We start from the raw sequence: 20402 nt of genomic DNA, 5'->3' as shown, positions 1-20402 counted from the left end.
AGCGCGTCTGATGGAATTGACCTGTCGGGTTGCTGAATCAGCGCCCGGTCCGGCCGATTACCTGTCCGGTGCGGCCATCGACGTCGACCCAGATCACCGTGCCGTCGCGCAGGAACTTCAGCGTATAGACCCCGCTCGGCAATTCCAGATCGAAACCGATATATTGCGCGCCCTTCATCGTCGGCACGACGCGGCGCTCTATCTCCTTGAGCGGCAGAATTTTTCCGTCACGCGTCGCCGCCCACGCCGCACTCGCCTCGCGGCCCTGATCCGGCGGCGTGGCGAGCGCCGGAGACGCGGCGAGCAACAATAATGACGAAGCGGTCCCGATCCTCATTTCACCGGCGGGGATACGGGCGAAGGGTTGAACAGCCTGTGAACATGTGCGCCGGCCGCGCAACGAAAACCGCTCACCTCTTCATCGCCTCCAGCAACTTCTTCACATCCTGCCCCCTTCCGCGCGGCAGGATCAGGATATCGTCCCCGCTCGCCACGACGATCAGATCGCTCACCCCGATCATTGCAACCCGTGCACCATCGCTGCGGACCAGGCAATTGTTGGTATCGAGCGCGATCACCTCGCCGTGGATGACATTGCCGTCATCGTCTCGCGAGCTGATCGCGTGGAGCGCGTCCCAGCTGCCAACGTCGTTCCACCCCATCGCCACCGGCGCCACCGCGACCCGATCCGCGCGCTCCATCACCGCATAGTCGATCGAGCGGCTGGTGGCGCTCGCGAAGGCCTCGGCATCGGGCATCACCCGCGCGCCATCGCGCGTCGCGCCCGCCATGGCGCGGGTCATGGCCTCCACCATCGCCGGCTCATAGGTGTTCAGCGCGTCGAGATAGGCATCGGCGCGGAACAGGAAGATGCCGCCGTTCCACACATGCCCCCCAGCCGCCAGCATCGCCTCGGCGGCGTCGAGCGGCGGCTTTTCGACGAACCGCTCGACGCGATGCACGCCCGGCACGATCTCCTCGCCTTCGCGGATATAGCCATATCCCGTCTCCGGCGCGTCCGGCGTGATGCCGAAGGTGACGAGCCACCCGTCGCGCACCAGCGGCATCGCGGCGTTGATCGCCGCATGGAAGGCCGGGACATCGGCGATGACGTGATCGGACGGCATGACGAGCAACGGCGCCGTCCGGTCCTCCATCGCCAGCGCCGCCAGCGCGATGGCAGGCGCGGTGTTGCGGCCGGCCGGTTCGAGGATCAACGTCTGCGCCGGCACCCCCACCGCCTCGAGCTGCTGCTCGACAAGTTCGGCATGCTGTGCGCTGGCGACCACCACCGGCGGCGCGAACCGATCGCCCCGTGCGCGGCTGGCGGTGAGCTGGAGCATGGTTTGCCGCGCGGTCAGCGCGAGCATCTGTTTGGGCAATTCGGGCCGCGACATCGGCCATAGCCGCGATCCCGCGCCACCGGACAGAATTACGGGAACGATCAGCGAGGCAGCGGTCATCCGTCTCTCCATACTTCAAAATCCTTCATCGCAAGGACGAATGCGCACGGCAATGTTTCGATCCGAGCCCGGCCTTCAGCCTTTCTTTGCCAATTCCTGCGATCAGGTGTCGGAGAAGCTTACACACGCGATCGGATGGCGATAAAATGATCAGGGTTTTCAAGCATTACGTACCCAATGCGGTGCTGCTGCTTGGCGTGCTCGATCTGTTGCTGCTGATGAGCGCGGCGGAAGCGGGATGGGTGCTGCGTGCGCGCCAGATCGGCATGGAGGTCGCGCCGATCTGGACCCGCCTGCCCCAGCTCGCGACCTTTTCCGCCGCGTTGATGATCGCGATGGTCGCGGTCGGCGCCTATCAGACCGACGTGCTCATCTCGATCCGTCAGGCCGCGATGCGGCTGATGGTGGCGGTGGCGCTGGGCGTATTGTTCCTCTCCGTCCTGTTCTTCATGCTGCCGTCGCTGACGTTCTGGCGATCGAACCTGTTCTACGCGATGCTGTTCGCGATCGCCGGGCTGGTGCTGGTGCGCTTTTTGTTCGGCGGCCTGCTCGGCGGGGAGCGTTTCAAGCGCCGCGTCATCGTGCTGGGCGCGGGCGGGCGCGCCGCGCGGCTGGCGACGCTCGAAAGGATGCCAGGATCGAGCTTCGTCATCGTCAGCTATGTCGCGATGGGCGAGCCCGAGCCGATGGTGCCCGATGCGATCGCGCGCGATGCGATTTTCAACCTCGCCGACCACGTCGTGCTGCACCGCGCGTCCGAAGTGGTGCTGGCGATCGAGGAGCGCCGCAACGCCCTGCCGCTAAAGGATTTGCTGCGGGTCAAGACGACCGGCGTGCAGGTCAACGAATTTTCCTCCTTTCTGGAGCGTGAGACCGGGCGGATCGATCTGCGGACGGTGAACCCCTCTTCGCTGATCTTCTCCGACGGATTTTCGTCCGGGCGGATGCTGACGGCGATCACCAAGCGCGCGTTCGATGTGATCGTCAGCCTGTTGCTGCTCGTCCTCGCGATGCCGGTGATCCTGCTCACCGCGATCGCGATCAAGCTGGAGAGCAAGGGCCCCGCTTTCTATCGCCAGCGCCGCGTCGGGCTGTTCAACGAGCCGTTCGACATCCCGAAGCTGCGCTCGATGCGACAGGATGCAGAAGTTGCCGGCAAGGCCGTCTGGGCGGCGGAGCAGGATCCGCGCGTCACCCGCATCGGCCGCTTCATCCGCAAGGTTCGCATCGACGAGCTGCCGCAATGCTGGAGCGTGCTGAAAGGCGAGATGAGCTTCGTCGGCCCGCGCCCCGAACGCCCGCAATTCGTCGCCGATCTCGAACGCGAACTGCCATATTATGCCGAACGGCATATGGTGAAGCCCGGCATCACGGGCTGGGCGCAGATCAATTATCCCTATGGCGCATCGATCGACGATGCCCGCCACAAGCTGGAATATGATCTTTATTACGCCAAGAATTACTCGCCGTTCCTCGATCTGCTGATCCTGTTGCAAACCTTGCGGGTGGTGCTCTGGCCCGTCGGCGCGCGGTGATATGCCGGCCTCGATAACCCTGTGGAGTTATGCGCTCGCCGCGCTGCTGTTCGGCGCGCTCGCGCTCGGGCAGTTGCGGCATCGTCACGGCGGTCTGCCCCATAGCACGCTGGTAATCGCGCTCGGCGCGACCGCGCTTTGGGCGCTGGCGGTCGCGGGGATCGGATCGACCGATGTTGCCACGCGGCTGACCGAAGGTGCACGCACGCTCGCATGGCTCGCGTTCATGTTCGCGCTGATGCGGCAGGAATCGCGCGAGGTGAGCCATCGCGGGCTCGCCGCGGTCTATGCCGCCTGTGCGCTGGTCGGCACGGTCGTGATCGTGCTGGCGGTCGCGGAAACGGCGGTCGGGCAGAATGACGCGACCACCATCATCGCGCCGGTGCGGCTGGTGTTGCGGATGCTGGGCGCGATCACCGCGCTGCTGCTGCTTTACCGCGTACAGGCGACCACCGTGCGCGGCGACGTGCGCATCGTGGTGCTGGCGCTGGCGGTGATCTTCGCGCTCGATCTGCTGTTGCTCGTCAACAATTGGACGAACCGGCAATGGGCGAGCGATCTGAGCGCGGTACGCGGGGTCGGCATGGTCGCGGTTGCGCCGTTGTTCGGCCTGGCGCTGCAACGCGAGGGCGAATGGTCGCTTCAGGTTTCGCGCCGTCTCGCCTTCGGCCTGCTCTCCGTGCTGCTGATCGGCGCCTATATCGCGATCACCGGACTGGCGGCGAGCTTCCTTGCGGAGGTGGGCGGCGATCGCGCGCGGATGGCGCAGACGGTGTTCGTCTTCGGCACCGCCGCCGCGCTACTCACCATCGTCTCGACGCCATGGCTGCGCGCCTCCGCCAAGGTGCTGGTCGCGAAGCATCTCTTCACGCATCGCTATGATTATCGCGCCGAATGGCTGCGTTTCAACGAAACGCTCGGCTCGCCCGGAGACAGTGCCGCGCCGCTCGCGGTGCGGGTGGTGAAGGCGGTGGCGGACGTGACGGATTCACCCGCCGGGCTGCTGCTCGTCGCGCGTGATGGCGCGCTGGAGCGCGGCGCGGGATGGAACTGGACCGGCGACGACGGCGAGCCCGCCGATGCCAATGCCGCGCTCCATGCGCACCTCGCGGCGACGCATCGCATCGTCGAGCTGGATGCGGTCCGCGCCGGCACGTCGATCGCGGCGGATCAAGGCGCCACCCCGGCGTGGCTGCTGGAGCGCGCGGACGCGTGGGCGATCGTGCCGCTCGTCCATTTCGATCAGCTCACCGGCGCGCTCGTGCTTGGGCGGCCACCGCTCGATCGCGCGCTGGACTGGGAGGATTTCGATTTGCTCGGCGTCGCCGGGCGACAGGTCGCGAGCTATCTGGCGGAGGATCGCGCGCACGATGCGCTGGCCGATGGGCGGCGTTTCGATGAGTTCAATCGCCGCTTCGCCTTCATCATGCATGATCTGAAAAATCTGGTGAGCCAGCTAACCCTCCTTGCCCGCAACGCGGAGCGTCATGCGGATAATCCCGCTTTCCGCGCCGACATGGTGGAAACGCTGCGTGATTCCTCGCAGCGGATGAACAAGCTGCTCGCGCGGCTGTCACAGCATCATGGCGGGCGCGGCGAGGTGTTGCGCGCGGTGCCGTTGCATCCGCTAGCGGAGCGGATCGCGGCGGCCAGGCGGGCGCAGCATCCGGTTGCCGTGACTGGTATCGCGAATGCGGCGGCGGTGGCGGATGCGGCCGGGCTGGAGACATTGCTAGGCCACCTCGTCCAGAACGCGATCGAGGCAAGCGCCGCGAGCGTGCCCGTAACCCTCAACATCGTCGCTTTGCCGGAATCGCGGAAGGTTGCGGTCGAGGTGATCGATGCCGGCTGCGGCATGTCCCCCGCCTTCATGCGGGATCAGCTGTTCAAGCCCTTCGTCTCCAGCAAGGAGGGCGGGTTTGGCCTCGGCGCGTTCGAGGCGCGCCAGCTTGCCGAGGCGATGGGCGGCACGGTCTCGGTGGATAGCCGGCCGGGAGAAGGAACGCGCTTCCGCGTCACGTTGCGCGCGGCGGACGAATTGGAGCAGGCAGCATGAGTGATCGTCCCAAGCTGTTGATTGTCGAGGATGATCTTGGTCTCCAGCGCCAGTTGCGCTGGGCCTATGAGGGCTATGAAGTGATCGTCGCGGGTGATCGTCCGGCGGCGATGGAGGCGTTCCGGTTGCATGAGCCGGCGGTGGTGACGCTCGATCTCGGGCTGCCGCCAGACCCGGATGGCACCGCCGAGGGCTTCGCCACGTTGATGGAGATTCTCGCGCTCAAACCTGATACAAAGGTGATCGTCGCATCGGGTCACGGTGCCCGCGAAAGTGCCTTGCGCGCCATCGCCGACGGGGCATGGGATTTCTATCAAAAGCCCATCGATATCGATGCGCTCGGCCTGATCGTCGCCCGCGCCTTCCATGTGCATGAACTGGAAGCAGAAAATCGCCGCTTGGCGGCAAGTGTCAATGGTGCGGCGATGGCCGGCCTGATCACCGCCGCGCCCGAAATGCTCAAGGTCACCCGCACGATCGAGCGCGTCGCGCCGGCGGATGTGTCGGTCATGCTGCTCGGCGCGAGCGGCACCGGCAAGGAGCTGCTCGCCCGCGGTCTGCACGATGCGTCGCCCCGCCGCGACGGCGCCTTCGTCGCGATCAACTGCGCCGCAATCCCCGAAACCCTGCTGGAAAGCGAGCTGTTCGGGCACGAAAAAGGTGCCTTCACCGGCGCGGTGAAAACCACCGAGGGCAAGATAGAACAGGCCCATGGCGGCACGCTGTTCCTCGATGAAATCGGCGACGTTCCCCTGCCGCTTCAGGTCAAGCTGCTGCGTTTCCTTCAGGAACGCACGATCGAGCGCATCGGGGGGCGCCGCGCGATCACGGTCGATACGCGCATCGTCTGCGCCACGCATCGCGATATCGACGCGATGGTGGCGGATGGCAGCTTCCGCGAGGATCTCTATTATCGTCTCGCAGAAATCGTCATCCGCATTCCCGCCCTCGCCGAGCGCGTTGGCGACGCAGCGCTGCTCGCGCGCCATTTCGTCACGAAATACGCCAAGACGATGAACCCGGCGGTGACCGGCCTCGCAGCGGACGCGCGCGCCGCGATCGATGCCTGGGGCTGGCCCGGCAATGTCCGAGAACTCGAGAACCGCGTGAAGCGCGCGGTAATCATGGCGGACGGCAAGCTCGTCACCGCCGGCGACCTCGATCTCGCCGAGCCGGATGACGCACCGATCAACCTGCGCGCCGTCCGCGAGACGGCGGACCGCACCGCGATCCGCCGTGCGCTCGCCCGCGCGGACGGCAATATCTCGAACACCGCGCGACTGCTCGGGATCAGCCGCCCGACGCTCTACGATCTCCTCAAGGGCTACAATCTGAATGATTGAAGACCCGGCGACCTACCCATTGCTACGCATGAAACGGCGATCGCGGCGACATCGCACGCGCCGGTCGGCATGGTCTCGCCTCGTCCGGCTCGTCACGGTGGCGATCGGTAGCGCGGCGGTCGTCTTCGGCATCGTCGCCATCGCGCGCGAGGCAGCCGCGCCTGATCCGCAAGTCGAAACGAAAGCCGCCGCCACCGCCCTCGCCGCCGGAAACTACAGCGCGGCCCGTCGCCACGCGGAGGCCGCGATTTCGGTATCACCCCGCCTGCCCGATGCGCTGCTGCTGCTCGCACGCGCAGATCTGGCGCTTGGTGACGGCGAACCGGCGGAAGGCGCGCTCAATCGAGCCCTGCGCGCTGGCGTGGCGCGAGATATCGTCCGTCCGCTGCTCGCCGACGCATGGCTCCGGCAGGGCGATACGGATCGTGCCTTAGGCGCAACCGCTGGGAACCCGGCCGACGCCGAGGGGCAGCGCGTCCACGCACGGGCACTCGCGGCAAGTGGCGACCCGGAAGCCGCGACGCAGGCGCTGCATGCACTGTTAGCGACCCATCCGGATGACGCCGTGGCCTGGACCAGCCTCGGTCGCGTTCGTCTGGACGCGGGCGACGTCGCCGGCGCGGACGCGGCGGCTCAGCGCGCCGTTGCGATCGCCCGCAACGATCCCGCGTCGCTGACACTTCGTGGCGAGATCATACGCGGCCGCTACGGCCTTGTCGCCGCGCTCCCGTGGTTCCGCGCGGCGCTTGCACGAGATGCATATTATCACCCGGCGCTAATCGAATATGCGGCAACGCTCGGCGATCTTGGGCGCTATGGCGAAATGCTCGAAGCCACGCGCCGCGCACTCGTCGCGCGCGCCGGCAGCCCGCAAGCGCTTTATCTTCAGGCGGTGCTCGCGGCGCGCGCCGGGCGGATCGAGCTTGCCCGCGCGATGCTTGCCAAGACTGGCGGCACGATCGACGGGGTGCCCGGCGTGGTACTGCTCGATGGTGCGCTCTCTTATGCCGCCGGCGATTATGAGCAAGCCGTTGCGCGCTGGCGCGAACTGGTCGGGCGGCAGCCGATGAACATCGTCGCGCGCCGATTGCTCGGCGCGGCGCTGATACGATCGGGCGATTTGCCTGGCGCTCTCGACGCGCTCCGCCCTGCCGCGTTGCGCGACGATGCCGACAGCTACATCCTTGCGCTGGTCGGCCGAGCATTCGAAGCGACCGGGGAACGCGACTGGTCAGCGCGGTTCCTCGATCGCGCGTCGCGCCCGGATCTTGGCCGCCCCGCCCCCTTCGCAAGCGACGCGAGCGTTCCGGTGCTCGTCAATCAAGCCAGCGACGCGCCGAACGATCCCAGCGCAATGGTCACCTTGGTTCGCGGCATGCTGGAAGACGGTGATCGAACAAGCGCGATCAGCCGCGCGCATTCGCTCGTGGCCGTTTCTCCCGGCGCGCCTGCCGCGCAATTGCTGTTGGGCGACGCCTTGTCGATCTCGGGCCGCTACGCCCCAGCCTTCGACGCTTATGCCGATGCCGCGAATTTGCGCTTCGACGTGCCGGTGTTCCTTCGTGTGGTCGAAGCTGCCGCGCAATCAGGCAAGATCACGGATGGCGCGCGCGCGTTGGCTCTGTTCAGGGCGCAGAACCCAGAGGATATCGCCTCGCGGCGAATGCTCGCGAACCTTCAGCTATCCGCACAACGATGGGAGCCAGCGATTGCCACGCTGGAGGGGCTGACGCGGACGATCGGTGCACGCGACGCGCTGCTGCTCGCCCAACTCGCTTACGCTCATGCCGGTGCAGACGACCCGACGGCTGCTCTGCGCTACGGGCGCCGCGCTTATGCGATCGCGCCGATGAACGCGACGGCGGCGGATGCTTATGGCTGGGCGATTTACGGCAACGGCGACGCCGCCGGCGCGCTTCCGCTCTTGCGGAAAGCCATTTCGCTCGCGCCAGCCCGCGCTGACATTCGCTGGCACCTGGCACAGTCGCTTGCGGAAGCAGGTTTCACTTCAGACGCACGAGCGGCGATAGCGCTCGCGTTGCGCGACCGAACATTTCCGGATCGCGATCAGGCTTTGGCGCTGGACCGTTCGCTCAGCACTGATTGACCCTTGGCATGCGCACCCCGGCTGCGGTAGCCGATCGCATGGAAGCCACCCTCGCCCGCATCGCCGCCGCGCTTGAACGGCTCGCACCGCCGCCACCCGCATCCGCCGATCCGCTTGCACATGCCGCCTATGTCTGGCGCGAACATACGCTCGTGGCGACGCGCGCTTTCGCACCCGTCTCGATCGACCTGTTGCAGGGCATCGACGCGCAAAAGGCATCGCTGCACGAAAATCTTGTAAGGCTCGCCGCCGGCCATGCCGCGCAGGACGTATTGTTATGGGGCGCGCGCGGCACCGGAAAATCCGCGCTGGTGAAAGCGAGCGTCGCGGCGATCCAGGCGGAGGGCGGCGCGCTGGCGCTGATCGAGGTCGCTGCCGATCGGCTCGATACTTTGCCGGAGTTGTTCGGTACGATCGCTAACGTGTCGCGGGCCTTCGTCCTGTTCCTCGATGATCTGGGCATTGACGCGGCCGCAGACTCTCGCGCGCTCCGCTCATTGCTGGAGGGCGGCGCGGAGGCACGGCCGGCGAATGCGCGGCTGGTGGTCACCTCGAACCGCCGCCACCTGATCCCGCGCGATATCCACGAACAGGAAAACGCGATCAATCCACGCGATTCGGTCGACGATCATCTCGCGCTCGCCGATCGCTTCGGGTTGAGCATCGGCTTCCACGTCGTCGATCAGGATCACTATCTCGCGATCGTGCGCGGTTATGCCGATCGCTATGATCTCCCGTTCGACGCGGCAGAGGCTGTTCAATGGGCGACGCGGCGCGGTAGCCGATCGGGCCGCGTTGCATGGCAATATGTAACCGAACTCGCCGGGCGCACCGGCAAAACGATTTAGCCTAGCGTCTCGACCTGTTCGGCTAATTCCAGCCAGCGCAATTCGGCGGTTTCCTTCTCATCGCGGGCCGCCCCTATCGCCTTGGTCAGCCGATCGAAGGCACCCGCGTCACGCGCATAGAGACCCGGATCGGCGAGCGACGCCTCATCGCGCGCGATCTGCGCGTCCAGCGCCTCGATCCGCGTCGGAAGCTGATCGTAGTCGCGCTGATCCTTGTAGCTCAGCTTGGCGCGCGCCGGACGCGGAGGCGGCGGAGGAGAAGATGGCGCCTTCGCGGCCTTGGCTGCCCCCTTCTTCGCCTCGGGCCGTCGCTGACGCTCCCATTCTTCATAGCCACCGGCAACGATATCGACGTGCCCGCTGCCGTCGAGCCCCAGCGTCACCGTCACCGTGCGATCGAGAAAGTCGCGATCGTGGCTGACGATCAGCACCGTGCCATCGTAATCCGCGATCACTTCCTGCAACAGATCGAGCGTTTCGAGATCGAGGTCGTTGGTCGGCTCGTCGAGCACCAGCAGGTTCGACGGCCGTGCGAATTCCCGCGCCAGCAGCACGCGCGATCGCTCGCCGCCGGATAGCGACCCAACCTTGGCCTCCGCGATCGACGGATCGAACAGGAATTCCTTCAGATAGCCGTGGACGTGCTTCTTCACGCCCAGCACCTCGATCCAGTCACCGCCGTCGGCCAGCACGTCGCGCACGCGCTTTTCCGGCGCCATCAGGCTGCGCTGCTGATCGATCACGATCGCCTCAAGCGTCTTGGCCAGCTTCACGCTGCCGCTATCCGGCTCGAGTTCGCCGGTAAGCAACTTGAGCAACGTCGATTTGCCCGCACCGTTGCGCCCGACAAGGCCGATCCGGTCGCCGCGGGTGACCCGGAAGGTGAAATCGCGGATGATCGGGCGCTCGCCATCGAAGGCTTGGCTGACGTGCTCGGCGTCGATCACCACCTTCGATCGCGCGTCATCGTCATCGGCCGATCGCCAGGGCGGCGGTGCCCTGCGGCCCCATCATCGCGGCGCGCTCGGCGCGCATCTCCTTGAGCTTGGTGAGCCGGCCCTGATTGCGGCGGCGCCGGCCCGGTGACCCCGCGCTGGAGCCAATGCTCCTCGAGCTTGAGCCTGGCGTCGAGCTTCTCGGCCGCGCGCTGCTCCTCGGCGGCGACCTGATCGGTCCACGCCTCGAAGCCGCCGAAGCCGATCTCGGCGCGGCGGAGCGCTGCCGCGATCGAGCCACAGCGTCTGCTTGGTCAGCCGGGTGAGGAAGGTGCGATCGTGGCTGATCGCGACGAACGCGCCGTTGAAGCGCTGGAGCCAGTCCTCGAGCCATTCGATCGCGGCGATATCGAGGTGGTTGGTCGGCTCGTCGAGCAGCAGCACGTCGGGCGACTGCGCCAGCGCACGGACGATCGCGGCGCGGCGCCGCTCGCCGCCGCTGGCGGTCGCCGCTTTCGCGGGTGAGATCGATGCCGAGCTGGCCGGCGATCGCCTCCGCCTCGAAATGCGGCGGGCGCGTCGGGGGCGGACAGGACGTAGTCGGCGAGCGTCGCGAAAGCCGGTGAGATCGGGCTCCTGCTCGAGCAGGATCACCTTGGTGCCGGGGACGATCGTGCGCCGGCCCTCATCGGCGTCGATGCGGCCGGCGATCAGCTTCAGCAGCGTCGTCTTGCCCGCACCATTGCGCCCGATCAGCGCCAGCCGGTCGCGCGGCTGGATGTAGAGATTGAGGTGGCGGAACAGCCAACCTGCTCCCTGAACGAGGCCAAGGTCTTCATATGCTAGGATGGGGGCTGCCATGACGGCGGCAGATAGGGGCATGGACGCCTTGCGCCAAGCCGGTGCGGACGTGTGAATAAAAAGAAAGGCCGGGAGCATGTGCCCCCGGCCTGATCTTTTTTGGGTCGGAACGGTATCGGCGCGGAGCAAATCCGCGCCGTCGGTCGGGTCGGCTGCGCCCACCCGCCGGCCGTTCTGATTTCCTGTCCGGGGCAGCTTTCGCTGCCCCGGCCGGAAATCAGAAGTCCATCCCGCCCATGCCGCCGCCCGGCATTGCCGGCATTGCGGGCTTGTCTTCCGGCATTTCGGAAACGGTCGCCTCGGTGGTGATGAGGAGACCGGCAACCGATGCCGCATTCTGCAGCGCGGTGCGAACCACCTTGGTCGGATCGATCACGCCGGCCTGCACCAGGTTCTCATAGGTGTCGGTCGAAGCGTTGAAGCCGAACGAGGTGTCGTTCTGGTCAAGCAGCTTGCCCGAAACAACCGCACCGTCCTGGCCGGCGTTGGCTGCGATCTGGCGAACCAGCGCAGTCAGCGACTTGCGGACGATGTCGATGCCGCGGGTCTGGTCGTCATTCGCGCCCTTGACGCCGTCGAGCGCCTTGGTCGCATAGAGCAGCGCAGTGCCGCCGCCCGGGACGATGCCCTCTTCCACAGCCGCGCGGGTCGCGTGCAGCGCATCGTCAACGCGATCCTTGCGCTCCTTGACCTCAACCTCGGTCGCACCACCGACCTTGATCACGGCAACGCCACCGGCGAGCTTCGCGAGACGCTCCTGGAGCTTCTCACGATCATAGTCGCTGGTCGTCACTTCGATCTGCTGACGGATCGCCTCGACGCGGCCCTTGATCGCGGCCTCTTCACCAGCGCCATCGACGATGGTGGTGTTGTCCTTGTCGATCGTGACGCGCTTGGCGGTGCCGAGCATGCCGAGCGTGACGGTTTCGAGCTTGATGCCGAGATCTTCGCTGACGACTTCACCGTTGGTGAGGATCGCGATGTCTTCCAGCATCGCCTTGCGACGATCGCCGAAGCCCGGCGCCTTGACTGCCGCGACCTTCAGGCCGCCGCGCAGCTTGTTGACCACCAGCGTGGCCAGCGCTTCGCCTTCGATATCCTCGGCGATGATCAGGAGCGGGCGACCCGACTGAACGACCGCTTCGAGGATCGGCAGCATCGACTGGAGGTTCGACAGCTTCTTCTCATGGATCAGGATATACGGATCCGCGAGTTCGACCTGCATCTTCTCAGGATTGGTGATGAAGTACGGCGACAGATAGCCGCGGTCGAACTGCATGCCTTCGACGACGTCCAGCTCGAATTCGAGGCCCTTGGCCTCTTCGACGGTGATGACGCCTTCCTTGCCGACCTTCTCCATCGCTTCCGCGATCTTCTCGCCGACTTCCTTGTCGCCGTTCGCGGAGATGATGCCGACCTGGGCGATCTCGTTCGAGCCCGAAACGGCCTTCGAACGCGCCTTCACGTCGTCGATCACCTTATGGACGGCGAGGTCGATGCCGCGCTTCAGGTCCATCGGGTTCATGCCGGCCGCAACCGACTTCATGCCCTCGCGAACGATCGCCTGGGCGAGAACGGTCGCGGTGGTGGTGCCGTCGCCAGCGATGTCGTTGGTCTTCGAGGCCACTTCGCGCACCATCTGCGCGCCCATGTTCTCGAACTTGTCCTTGAGCTCGATCTCCTTGGCGACGGTGACGCCGTCCTTGGTGATGCGCGGAGCACCGAACGACTTGTCGATCACGACGTTGCGGCCCTTCGGCCCCAGCGTGACCTTCACCGCATCGGCGAGGATATCGACGCCGCGCAGGATGCGCTCACGCGCGTCGCGGCCGAATTTCACGTCCTTGGCTGCCATGTTGGCTACCCTTTCAAAAGATCAGATGTGGAAGATGGAGGAAGGCAAACTCAGCCGATGATGCCGAGGATGTCGCTTTCCTTCATGATGAGCAGGTCTTCGCCATCGACCTTGACCTCGGTGCCCGACCATTTGCCGAACAGGATGCGATCGCCGGCCTTCACGTCCAGCGGCGTGACCTTGCCGTCCTCGGCCTTAGCGCCAGTGCCGACGGAGACGATCTCGCCTTCCTGCGGCTTTTCCTTGGCGGTGTCGGGGATGATGATCCCGCCGGCCGTCTTCGCGTCCGCCTCGATGCGGCGAACGAGAACGCGGTCGTGCAACGGACGAAAGCTCATTGCTATACCCTCTCTAAAGGTAATGTGACAAATTGTTGGCACTCGAACGGGTCGAGTGCCAGCGCTCCGCATATGTGGGCGCCCCCGTGCAGCGTCAATGGCGACACCACCAAATTTTTGTAAGCCTAGCTCGCGGTGGCTCGTGCCCGGGTCAGGCCCAATCGCTCACGCGCGATCCACCGCCACGTAAGCAGGATCGATACCGCGAGGAGCCCGGCAGCCAGCCCGATCCAGATACCAACCCCGGCAAGTGGCGTCCAGAAGCCAAGCGCGATCGCCGTGCCGAAGCCCACGACCCAATAGCCGAACAGGGCCACCAGCATCGGCACCCGCGTATCCTGGAGCCCGCGCAATATGCCCGCCGCAACCGCCTGCGCACCATCAACGAGCTGGAACACCGCCGCCACCGCGAGATAGCTCACCGCAAGGCTTACGACCGTCGCATTGGCGGGATCGCTGACGTCGAGATAGGCGCTGACGAACAGCCGCGGCGCGATCCACATCGCAATCGCACTGATGCCCATGAAGCCGATGCCAAGCATCAACGCCACCTTCCCCGCCAGCGCGATCCAGCGCGGATCGCCGGCGCCGAATGCCATGCCCACGCGGATCGTCGCCGCCTGAGAGACGCCGAAAGGCACCTGAAAGGCGATCGCGGCGATATTGAGCGCAACGGCATGCGCCGCCACCTGATCCACCCCAAGCAACCCCATCAGGAGCGACGCGCCGCCAAACAGCGCGCCCTCGAACATCCAGGTCAGCGCGATCGGCAGGCCCAGCCGAACGATCTCCCGAAAGCGTGACCATTCGGTACGCCACCAGCGCCCAAACAGGCGATAACGCCGGAGCCTCGGATCGAGGTGCAGGATCAACCAATAGGCGATCGCCATCGCCGAGAGGCTGATGACGCTGGCCAGCGCCGATCCTTCCAGCCCCAGTCGCGGGAAGCCGGCGTTGCCGAAAACCAGGCACCAATTGGCGGCAATGCTCAGCAGCAACGCCATGCCGGTAACCGCGAACGCCCAGCCCGGCCGGCCGAGCGCGGCCGCTGTGGTGCGCATCACGCCCGCCGCAACGCCGGGCACGATCGCGATCAACAGGATGTCGAGGAAATGGCCCGAACGTCGCGCCACTTCCGGATCCTGATCCGCGAACCGCAACAGCGTCTCGCCATGAGCGAGGATCAGCATGACGACCGCGCAGCCCGCCGCACCGACCCACATCGCCATGCGGAAACTGCGCCGCACCTCGCGCACCGCATGCTTCCGCCGGCCGAGTTCTGCCGCGATCAGCGGCGCGGCGGCACTTGTCAGGCCGATCATGGCGTACATCAGCACGTTGAACAGGAATACGCCGAGCGTTGCCGCGGCCAGTTCGATCGTGCCAAGCCGGGCGACGAAGATCACATCGACCGCGGCCACCGCCATTTGCAGCAGATTGGCGCCGACCAACGGCCCAGCGAGCTTCGAGAGCGCGCGAAACTCCCCGCCCGCCGTAGTGGGGGCGGAGCCGGTAAGCGGCGCAAGGGAGTCTGACGCGGTCATGATATGTGCGAATGCCGGTTCGTAAGGTAAAATGAGCGCCGGGTCGCACGCCAGCGTTGCCGCCGGTATCCGACGGACGCGCGGCGATCTACCGTTTGCGGGCTACACTGGCAAGGTCGCGATCAGTTGTTCGGACGGCTCATCACCGTGGCCATGCCGCCCTTGCCGATTTCGATCAGATGCTGGCTTCCATCGCTGCACTCCGCGCGCCAGCTACTCTTCCCATGCTCGTCCGGGAAACGCGTGATATCGGTCACGTCCTGGCATGGCAGACCGGCGTCACGGATCGCGCGCATGAATACGCCACGCTGCTGGCCGGGTGGCAGCTTGGCGACGAGCGCGGCCGTGTCCTGCAAATTCGCCGTCGCTACAGCTTCATTGGCAACGATATTTTCCGGTTCCTGTGAACAGGCCGCGAGCAGGCCGACCATGAATATCGAGATGGCGGCTCTCATCTGCTTTCTCCCGCGCCAGTTGACGCACAAGGTCTAGAAAGGCGCAGGATCGCGCGCAACCAAATGCGCCATATCGTTCGCAATCAGGCTTTGGGAGGAATTGCGGGGCGCCGCGCCGCGTGCGGGCATTCTAAGCCGCCGCCCCAATAGGACTCGATTCTTACCCGATCATCCCATCGTCGCCGGCGGCGAGCACACGACCCATCGCCTCGAACAATATGTCCATCGCGACGGGCTTGAAGATCACGTCGTCTGCTCCCGCGGCGAGGCAGCGTTCGCGAAGATCCGGTGCGGTATCTGCGGTAACCACAATCACGGGCAGGCGAGCCTTGGCGTCGTTGCGGGCTCTGATAGCCTTAATCGCTGAAATCCCGTCCATTCCCGGCATCCGCAGATCAACCAGCAGGATATCGAAATCGGACTGATCAAGGATCTCGAGACCCTCTTCGGCGCTTTCCGCACCGATCATCGACGCGCCCGCAACCTCGAGCATGTCGTTGACCACTCTACGGTTCATCCGGTCGTCTTCAATAAAAAGGACATTCATGGCCGTGAGCCCGGATCGCGCGGCGGTCGTTTCATCTCCGTACCTTTATCGCGCTATGCCGCTGCAGACACAAGCGGCCTCGCGCTCGGTTCATCGAATAGTTCGGTTAACAAAGCATCTTTAGCGATTGGCTTGGATATAACGCGATCGACGCCCGCGCGTTCCAGCGCCTCGCGATCTTCGAGAAGAGAAACAGGGCCGAGAATAGCGAATCTCGCCTCAGGTGCGGCGGCGCGAATATCGGCAATCGCAGCGTAGGGATCAGGCACCAGCCGCAGCGTCGCGTCGTCAAGCAGCAGCGTGCCGGGTGGGCCGTCCGCTAGCAGTTCCAGCGCCTCTCTGATCGATCCGGCAAATGCGACGCAGCCGGCACGTGGCTCGAACAGCGTCTTGAACATTGCACGAGTGATCGGGCTACGATCGATCACGAGGATACCCTCAGCACTGTTTACCATCGGCGCCGCGGGAGCCTCCGCCACGCACAGCGGAAGATTCATTATAAAGATGGCGCCGTGATCGAGTTCGCTTTGGACGGCTACATCGCCCCCCATCGCGCGTGACAGATTGCGGCAAATGGCGAGACCGAGCCCCGTGCCACCATATTGCCGCGTCGTGCCCGCATCGGCCTGACGGAAGGCTTCGAAAATCTCTTCATGCTTGTTCGCCGCGACACCGATTCCGGTATCCGCAACCGATAGCGTCCAACGATTGCCGATGACGCGGGTGGTGATCGTGATTCCACCGGAATGGGTGAACTTCACCGCATTTGACAACAAATTGAAGACGATCTGACGCAGTCTGGTCGTGTCGCCGACAATCCATTCGGGGCCTTCGTCGAGCGAGATGTCGAACGAAAGCCCCTTCTCACGCGCCTGCTCCGCCCACATTCCGGCGGCGTCGCGGACAGTCGCGCAAAGGTCGAACGGCGCCTCCTCGATCGTCATGCGCCCGGTTTCCATCTTGGCGACGTCAAGAATGTCATCGACCAGCGCACGCATGTTTACACCCGCGCCATGGACCACCGAAAGGCGACCGCGCGTTGCACTGTCGAGTTGCTTGTCCGCCAGCATCACCTGCGTCATGCCCAGAATGCCGTTCAACGGCGTGCGAATTTCGTGGCTCGTGGTTGCCAGGAACTCCGTCTTCGCGGCCAGCGCCTTGCCGAGCGCGATGTTGGTGACCGCCAAGCGATTGCGGCTGCGCCGGAGTGTAACGATGCCGAACGCGAGTATCGCAATGATCAGTGCAGTGGCGGCGCCCGCACCGATGAATATGAAACGCTGCGTACGCGCTTTGTCGCGTTCGAATGCCACCGATTTCTGCAAATCGTTGGCTTTCAGCGTGGCGATCCTCAATTCCTGATTGGCGAAATCGAAACGCGCGCCGGCCAGCGCCGCGCTGTTGGAGCGCGCCAGCTCCGTCGCGCGATCATCGAGCCGCTTGAGCGCGGCGAGATGGTCGAGCGCGAGCCGATCCTCGCCCAGCGCGCTATAAACGCGATAGGCAATTTCATGACCGTCCCGATCGCTAAGCTCCGTCTGATCGAGGTCGACGCCACGGAAGCGAGCATCGATCAGCACGCGAGCGGCCTCCAACCGATGATGCAGAAACGCTGATTGGGCTCCAAGCACCTGAAACAATGGCCGGTAAGGCGCGGCTGCTTCTCGCTGCGTGAGCGTCCGTCCTTCCGCGATCGCCTGATCTGCGCGCAGCAGATCCTTCTGCATCAATCGAACCCGAGCGATATTGCTCAGCACCTGCGCGACAAGAAGGTCGCTGGACATGCCTCGGGCAAGCTGAAGCGCCTGCGCATATTGCTGCTCTGCGGCAGCGAATCGTTCAAGCTCTTTTAAAGCATTCCCCTTGCCGTTATAGATGGCCAGCGTCAGCCCTTGATCTTTTGAATATATTTCACGCGCCTGATCGAAATAACGCAATGCCGTATTGTTGTCGTTCCCGCCATAATATAGCAACGCGATCAGGATAAGCGCTTTTGCCTGACTGCGCGTTTCCTTATTTTCGGCGAACATCTCATGCGATTTCTGCAAATCCACAAGAGCCGTGCCGACGTCCCCCGTCGCAGTAAGGATCCCTCCTTGGGAAAGGAGAATATCGGCGTGCAATACCGAATTGGGTTCCACAGTCTGCACAATTGATAACGCCTGTGCGAGAAGCATCTTCGCGCGCACCGGCTCGTTGATCCGGCTATAGGCTTCTCCCAAGAGCCAAAGGGCCGTCGCCGCATTGTGCGCCGAATGCTGCTGGCGGGCATAAGCAAGCGCCTCTTGGCCAGCGCCAATCGCGCGGGCGGGGTCAGCCAGCATCTGAGCCTTAACCTTGGCCGTCATCTCATCAAAATGATCTGATCGGTTACGCGCCTGGGGCCCGGCGCCGTCCGCCGACGCAGCGATGAGCAACGCGAACGCTGCGACAAATCGCGATATTTTCACCCGCGCTTCCAGGCCGCGGCCAAGCGGTTGAAAGAGCCCCTGCTCTCCTGCCCCGCCGACTGCTGCCAGGTCTCGTCCTCAAGGAAAACCACCAGTGCTTCGGGGGAAACCGGCCGACTGATGAGGAACCCCTGCACCATGTCGCAGCCCATCACCGTGAGCAAAGCCAGCGCCGCATGGCTTTCTACACCCTCCGCCACGACTTCCATTTCGAGCGCGTGTGCAAGGTCGATCGTCGAACGGACGATAAGCGGATCGCGATTTGAACTGGTAAGCTGGGTGACGAACAATTTGTCGATTTTCAGCTCACTCGCCGGCAATTGCTTCAGATAGGCGAGACTCGACAAACCCGCGCCGTAATCATCGATCGCGATCTTGATACCGATATCCGCGAACACCTGCAGATTGGCGATCGCACTTACCGGATCACGGATCACCGACGTTTCCGTGACTTCAAAGCCAAGCGTCGCGCCGCTGGAAGCCACGAGCGCGCATGCTTCCCGGACGAACGCGGAATCGGCGAGCAACTGGCCCGAAATATTGACGAACAGCCGAAGATCATGCCCGGCAGCACGCATCTGCCGCTGATCCTCGATCACTCGCCGGATCGTCCACAGGGTCAGACGATCGATCAGATGGGCTTCCTCGGCGACCGGAATGAATTCCATGGGAGGAATCAGCCCGCGTTCGGGGTGCCTCCACCGGATCAGCGCCTCCGCGCAGGTGACCTTCTGTCGCCGAACGTGGAACTTCGGCTGATAAAGCATCAGCAGTTCATCGCGGCCGATCGCTTGCTCCAGCTCCTCCGCGAGCGGGCTGTTAACCGGCCCCGATTTGGATACAGCTCCATCACCAGCCCCGCCCCGCGCCTGATCGAGTGCCGCCTCAGCGCGCTCGATCAGCGTCACGCCGTCATACTCGTCCGCCCGCGCGATCGCGCCACCGAGCAGCAACGAGACAGTATAAGAGCAATCGCCGACCTCTATCCCGGTCGCACTGGCGCCGCGCATGCGTGGCAGGAGCGCCTCATATTCCGCTCGCGAGCCAACGGTCGCCTCCAACTCGATCAGATCCTGCCCGATCACCGTGACTTTGCTGTCGGGAACTGCCGCAGCCAAACGGCGCGCGGTTTCGTGAACCAGCGACGCCGCGCCATCACGGCCTAGCAGCCGCCGTAACGGAACGAAGTTGATCACTTCCGCGAGGACCACCAGCCGCCAACCGCTTGCGGCCGAAATCGCCGGGGCCGCCTGTTCGATGTCGGACGACTGGATCTCCTCGCGGAGCATGTCTGAGCGGCGCTGTACCATTGGCTACTGCGGTATCTGGAATGGCTGAAGATATTATTAATCAACGGAACGCCCGCGCGCCGCGCGTTTCACCCCATTGCCGAATGGTTGACGATCCATTAAGTATTAAGCGCAACTGCTTGCGGTTGCCCATAAAGGGAGAAAGCCATGCTCGCGTTTATTCTTGCGCTTATTTACGGCACTGACATCAAGCCCTGGTAACAGGTGCATTCGGCCCGAACGCATTGATTAATCGTCATATTTTTGCCGACTAGATCAAAAGTTCGGGCCGAACTCGCACTTCTTTTTCACTGTCATAATCCTAGTTTTCGCCACCAATTTTTGGTTAAGATTGACCGCACAACCGATTCGCGAACGAAATGGTTAACGGGGCGAACGCCGGCAATACGATTGACGGCCCGATTACCTTCCAGACAAATAGGGATGAGGCTTACGCCCATGCTGCATATGACGCGGCCAGATGAAGGGCGCGCGCACTGGCGCCAATTTTGGCCAGCCAACGCGGCTAAATGGTGCGGGACAAGTCCGAAAATACCCAGCGCTCTATCGAAAAACTGGTCCGCACTTTTCCACGCGGCGCACCGGCGCTGCCAGGATCAATCCCGATAGGCGCATGCGGACGCTATCCGGTCGTCAGAATTTTTTCTGAACGCGGGGATCGTGCACTACAAATTGTATCGCCCGCCGTCACCGAACAGGCGCACCAGCGCCAGACCGTCGGGACGCAATTTTTCGGCCGACACTCTGCAAAATAC

Annotated in this window: 16 protein-coding genes; 5 read left to right on the top strand and 11 right to left on the bottom strand. The window is 64.3% G+C overall.

Features of this window, described 5'->3' with window-relative positions; translation table 11 throughout:
- Positions 1 to 37: 37 nt before the first annotated feature.
- Complete coding sequence (locus P0Y64_15210; GenBank protein WEK42706.1) at positions 38 to 337, bottom strand: hypothetical protein; 300 nt, start codon at positions 335 to 337, stop codon at positions 38 to 40.
- 73 nt (positions 338 to 410) lie between these two features.
- Positions 411 to 1397, bottom strand: a complete 987-nt coding sequence (locus P0Y64_15205) for a sugar phosphate nucleotidyltransferase (protein WEK45073.1) — start codon at positions 1395 to 1397, stop codon at positions 411 to 413.
- Between the two features lie 212 nt (positions 1398 to 1609).
- Between P0Y64_15205 and P0Y64_15200 the strand changes: the two genes are divergently transcribed.
- Genes P0Y64_15200 through P0Y64_15180 form a run of 5 tightly spaced genes read left to right on the top strand, consistent with a single transcriptional unit; the run spans position 1610 to position 9352 of the window.
- Positions 1610 to 2998: a TIGR03013 family PEP-CTERM/XrtA system glycosyltransferase gene (locus tag P0Y64_15200; protein ID WEK42705.1), complete on the top strand. Its 1389-nt coding sequence runs from the start codon at positions 1610 to 1612 to the stop codon at positions 2996 to 2998.
- 1 nt (position 2999) lies between these two features.
- The gene (gene prsK, locus P0Y64_15195) at positions 3000 to 5054 is read left to right on the top strand and encodes a PEP-CTERM system histidine kinase PrsK (protein WEK42704.1); all 2055 of its coding nucleotides are present in this window, start codon (positions 3000 to 3002) and stop codon (positions 5052 to 5054) included.
- Positions 5051 to 6397 carry a PEP-CTERM-box response regulator transcription factor gene (prsR, locus tag P0Y64_15190; GenBank protein WEK42703.1) on the top strand — a complete coding sequence of 449 codons (1347 nt, stop codon included), beginning with the start codon at positions 5051 to 5053 and terminating at the stop codon, positions 6395 to 6397. The genes prsK and prsR overlap by 4 nt, the downstream gene beginning before the upstream one ends.
- On the top strand, positions 6390 to 8504 hold the full coding sequence (locus P0Y64_15185; GenBank protein ID WEK42702.1) for a tetratricopeptide repeat protein: 2115 nt from the start codon (positions 6390 to 6392) through the stop codon (positions 8502 to 8504). Before prsR ends, P0Y64_15185 begins: the two co-directional genes overlap by 8 nt.
- 38 nt (positions 8505 to 8542) lie before the next feature.
- Positions 8543 to 9352: an ATP-binding protein gene (locus P0Y64_15180; GenBank protein WEK45072.1), complete on the top strand. Its 810-nt coding sequence runs from the start codon at positions 8543 to 8545 to the stop codon at positions 9350 to 9352.
- On the opposite strand, the gene P0Y64_15175 is transcribed toward P0Y64_15180, so the two are convergent.
- From P0Y64_15175 to P0Y64_15135, 9 genes are all read right to left on the bottom strand, one after another.
- Positions 9349 to 10299: an ATP-binding cassette domain-containing protein gene (locus P0Y64_15175; GenBank protein ID WEK42701.1), complete on the bottom strand. Its 951-nt coding sequence runs from the start codon at positions 10297 to 10299 to the stop codon at positions 9349 to 9351. The genes P0Y64_15180 and P0Y64_15175 overlap by 4 nt on opposite strands.
- A gap of 63 nt (positions 10300 to 10362) precedes the next feature.
- Positions 10363 to 11148 (bottom strand): ATP-binding cassette domain-containing protein, encoded by a 786-nt coding sequence (locus P0Y64_15170; GenBank protein ID WEK42700.1) that lies wholly within the window; start codon positions 11146 to 11148, stop codon positions 10363 to 10365.
- A 217-nt stretch (positions 11149 to 11365) separates the two neighbouring features.
- Positions 11366 to 13003: a chaperonin GroEL gene (gene groL / locus P0Y64_15165; GenBank protein WEK42699.1), complete on the bottom strand. Its 1638-nt coding sequence runs from the start codon at positions 13001 to 13003 to the stop codon at positions 11366 to 11368.
- A gap of 50 nt (positions 13004 to 13053) precedes the next feature.
- Positions 13054 to 13341, bottom strand: coding sequence for a co-chaperone GroES (gene groES, locus P0Y64_15160; protein ID WEK42698.1), 288 nt, complete (start codon positions 13339 to 13341; stop codon positions 13054 to 13056).
- Positions 13342 to 13466: 125 nt separating this feature from the next.
- On the bottom strand, positions 13467 to 14885 hold the full coding sequence (locus P0Y64_15155; GenBank protein WEK42697.1) for an MATE family efflux transporter: 1419 nt from the start codon (positions 14883 to 14885) through the stop codon (positions 13467 to 13469).
- 122 nt (positions 14886 to 15007) lie between these two features.
- Complete coding sequence (locus P0Y64_15150) at positions 15008 to 15340, bottom strand: hypothetical protein (protein WEK42696.1); 333 nt, start codon at positions 15338 to 15340, stop codon at positions 15008 to 15010.
- A gap of 160 nt (positions 15341 to 15500) precedes the next feature.
- Entirely contained in the window at positions 15501 to 15887 is a 387-nt protein-coding gene (locus P0Y64_15145) for a response regulator (GenBank protein WEK42695.1), read from the bottom strand.
- 53 nt (positions 15888 to 15940) lie between these two features.
- Positions 15941 to 17917 carry an ATP-binding protein gene (locus tag P0Y64_15140; GenBank protein ID WEK42694.1) on the bottom strand — a complete coding sequence of 659 codons (1977 nt, stop codon included), beginning with the start codon at positions 17915 to 17917 and terminating at the stop codon, positions 15941 to 15943.
- A 416-nt stretch (positions 17918 to 18333) separates the two neighbouring features.
- Entirely contained in the window at positions 18334 to 19626 is a 1293-nt protein-coding gene (locus P0Y64_15135) for an EAL domain-containing protein (GenBank protein WEK42693.1), read from the bottom strand.
- Between the last annotated feature and the right edge of the window lie 776 nt (positions 19627 to 20402).

The organism is Candidatus Sphingomonas colombiensis (assembly GCA_029202845.1).
In the GTDB taxonomy this organism is placed as follows: Bacteria; Pseudomonadota; Alphaproteobacteria; order Sphingomonadales; family Sphingomonadaceae; genus Sphingomonas; species Sphingomonas colombiensis.
The sequence above is the reverse complement of the archived record's forward strand: the minus strand, read 5'-3'. Positions and strand labels throughout refer to the sequence as shown.

Excerpts from the sequence above, each read along its gene's own strand:
- P0Y64_15210 (WEK42706.1), bottom strand. The coding sequence starts at position 337 with ATGAGGATCGGGACCGCTTCGTCATTATTGTTGCTCGCCGCGTCTCCG.
- P0Y64_15205 (WEK45073.1), bottom strand. The coding sequence starts at position 1,397 with ATGTCGCGGCCCGAATTGCCCAAACAGATGCTCGCGCTGACCGCGCGG.
- P0Y64_15200 (WEK42705.1), top strand. The coding sequence starts at position 1,610 with ATGATCAGGGTTTTCAAGCATTACGTACCCAATGCGGTGCTGCTGCTT.
- prsK (WEK42704.1), top strand. The coding sequence starts at position 3,000 with ATGCCGGCCTCGATAACCCTGTGGAGTTATGCGCTCGCCGCGCTGCTG.
- prsR (WEK42703.1), top strand. The coding sequence starts at position 5,051 with ATGAGTGATCGTCCCAAGCTGTTGATTGTCGAGGATGATCTTGGTCTC.
- P0Y64_15185 (WEK42702.1), top strand. The coding sequence starts at position 6,390 with ATGATTGAAGACCCGGCGACCTACCCATTGCTACGCATGAAACGGCGA.
- P0Y64_15180 (WEK45072.1), top strand. The coding sequence starts at position 8,543 with ATGGAAGCCACCCTCGCCCGCATCGCCGCCGCGCTTGAACGGCTCGCA.
- P0Y64_15170 (WEK42700.1), bottom strand. The coding sequence starts at position 11,148 with ATGGCAGCCCCCATCCTAGCATATGAAGACCTTGGCCTCGTTCAGGGA.
- groL (WEK42699.1), bottom strand. The coding sequence starts at position 13,003 with ATGGCAGCCAAGGACGTGAAATTCGGCCGCGACGCGCGTGAGCGCATC.
- groES (WEK42698.1), bottom strand. The coding sequence starts at position 13,341 with ATGAGCTTTCGTCCGTTGCACGACCGCGTTCTCGTTCGCCGCATCGAG.
- P0Y64_15155 (WEK42697.1), bottom strand. The coding sequence starts at position 14,885 with ATGACCGCGTCAGACTCCCTTGCGCCGCTTACCGGCTCCGCCCCCACT.
- P0Y64_15150 (WEK42696.1), bottom strand. The coding sequence starts at position 15,340 with ATGAGAGCCGCCATCTCGATATTCATGGTCGGCCTGCTCGCGGCCTGT.
- P0Y64_15145 (WEK42695.1), bottom strand. The coding sequence starts at position 15,887 with ATGAATGTCCTTTTTATTGAAGACGACCGGATGAACCGTAGAGTGGTC.
- P0Y64_15140 (WEK42694.1), bottom strand. The coding sequence starts at position 17,917 with ATGTTCGCCGAAAATAAGGAAACGCGCAGTCAGGCAAAAGCGCTTATC.
- P0Y64_15135 (WEK42693.1), bottom strand. The coding sequence starts at position 19,626 with ATGCTCCGCGAGGAGATCCAGTCGTCCGACATCGAACAGGCGGCCCCG.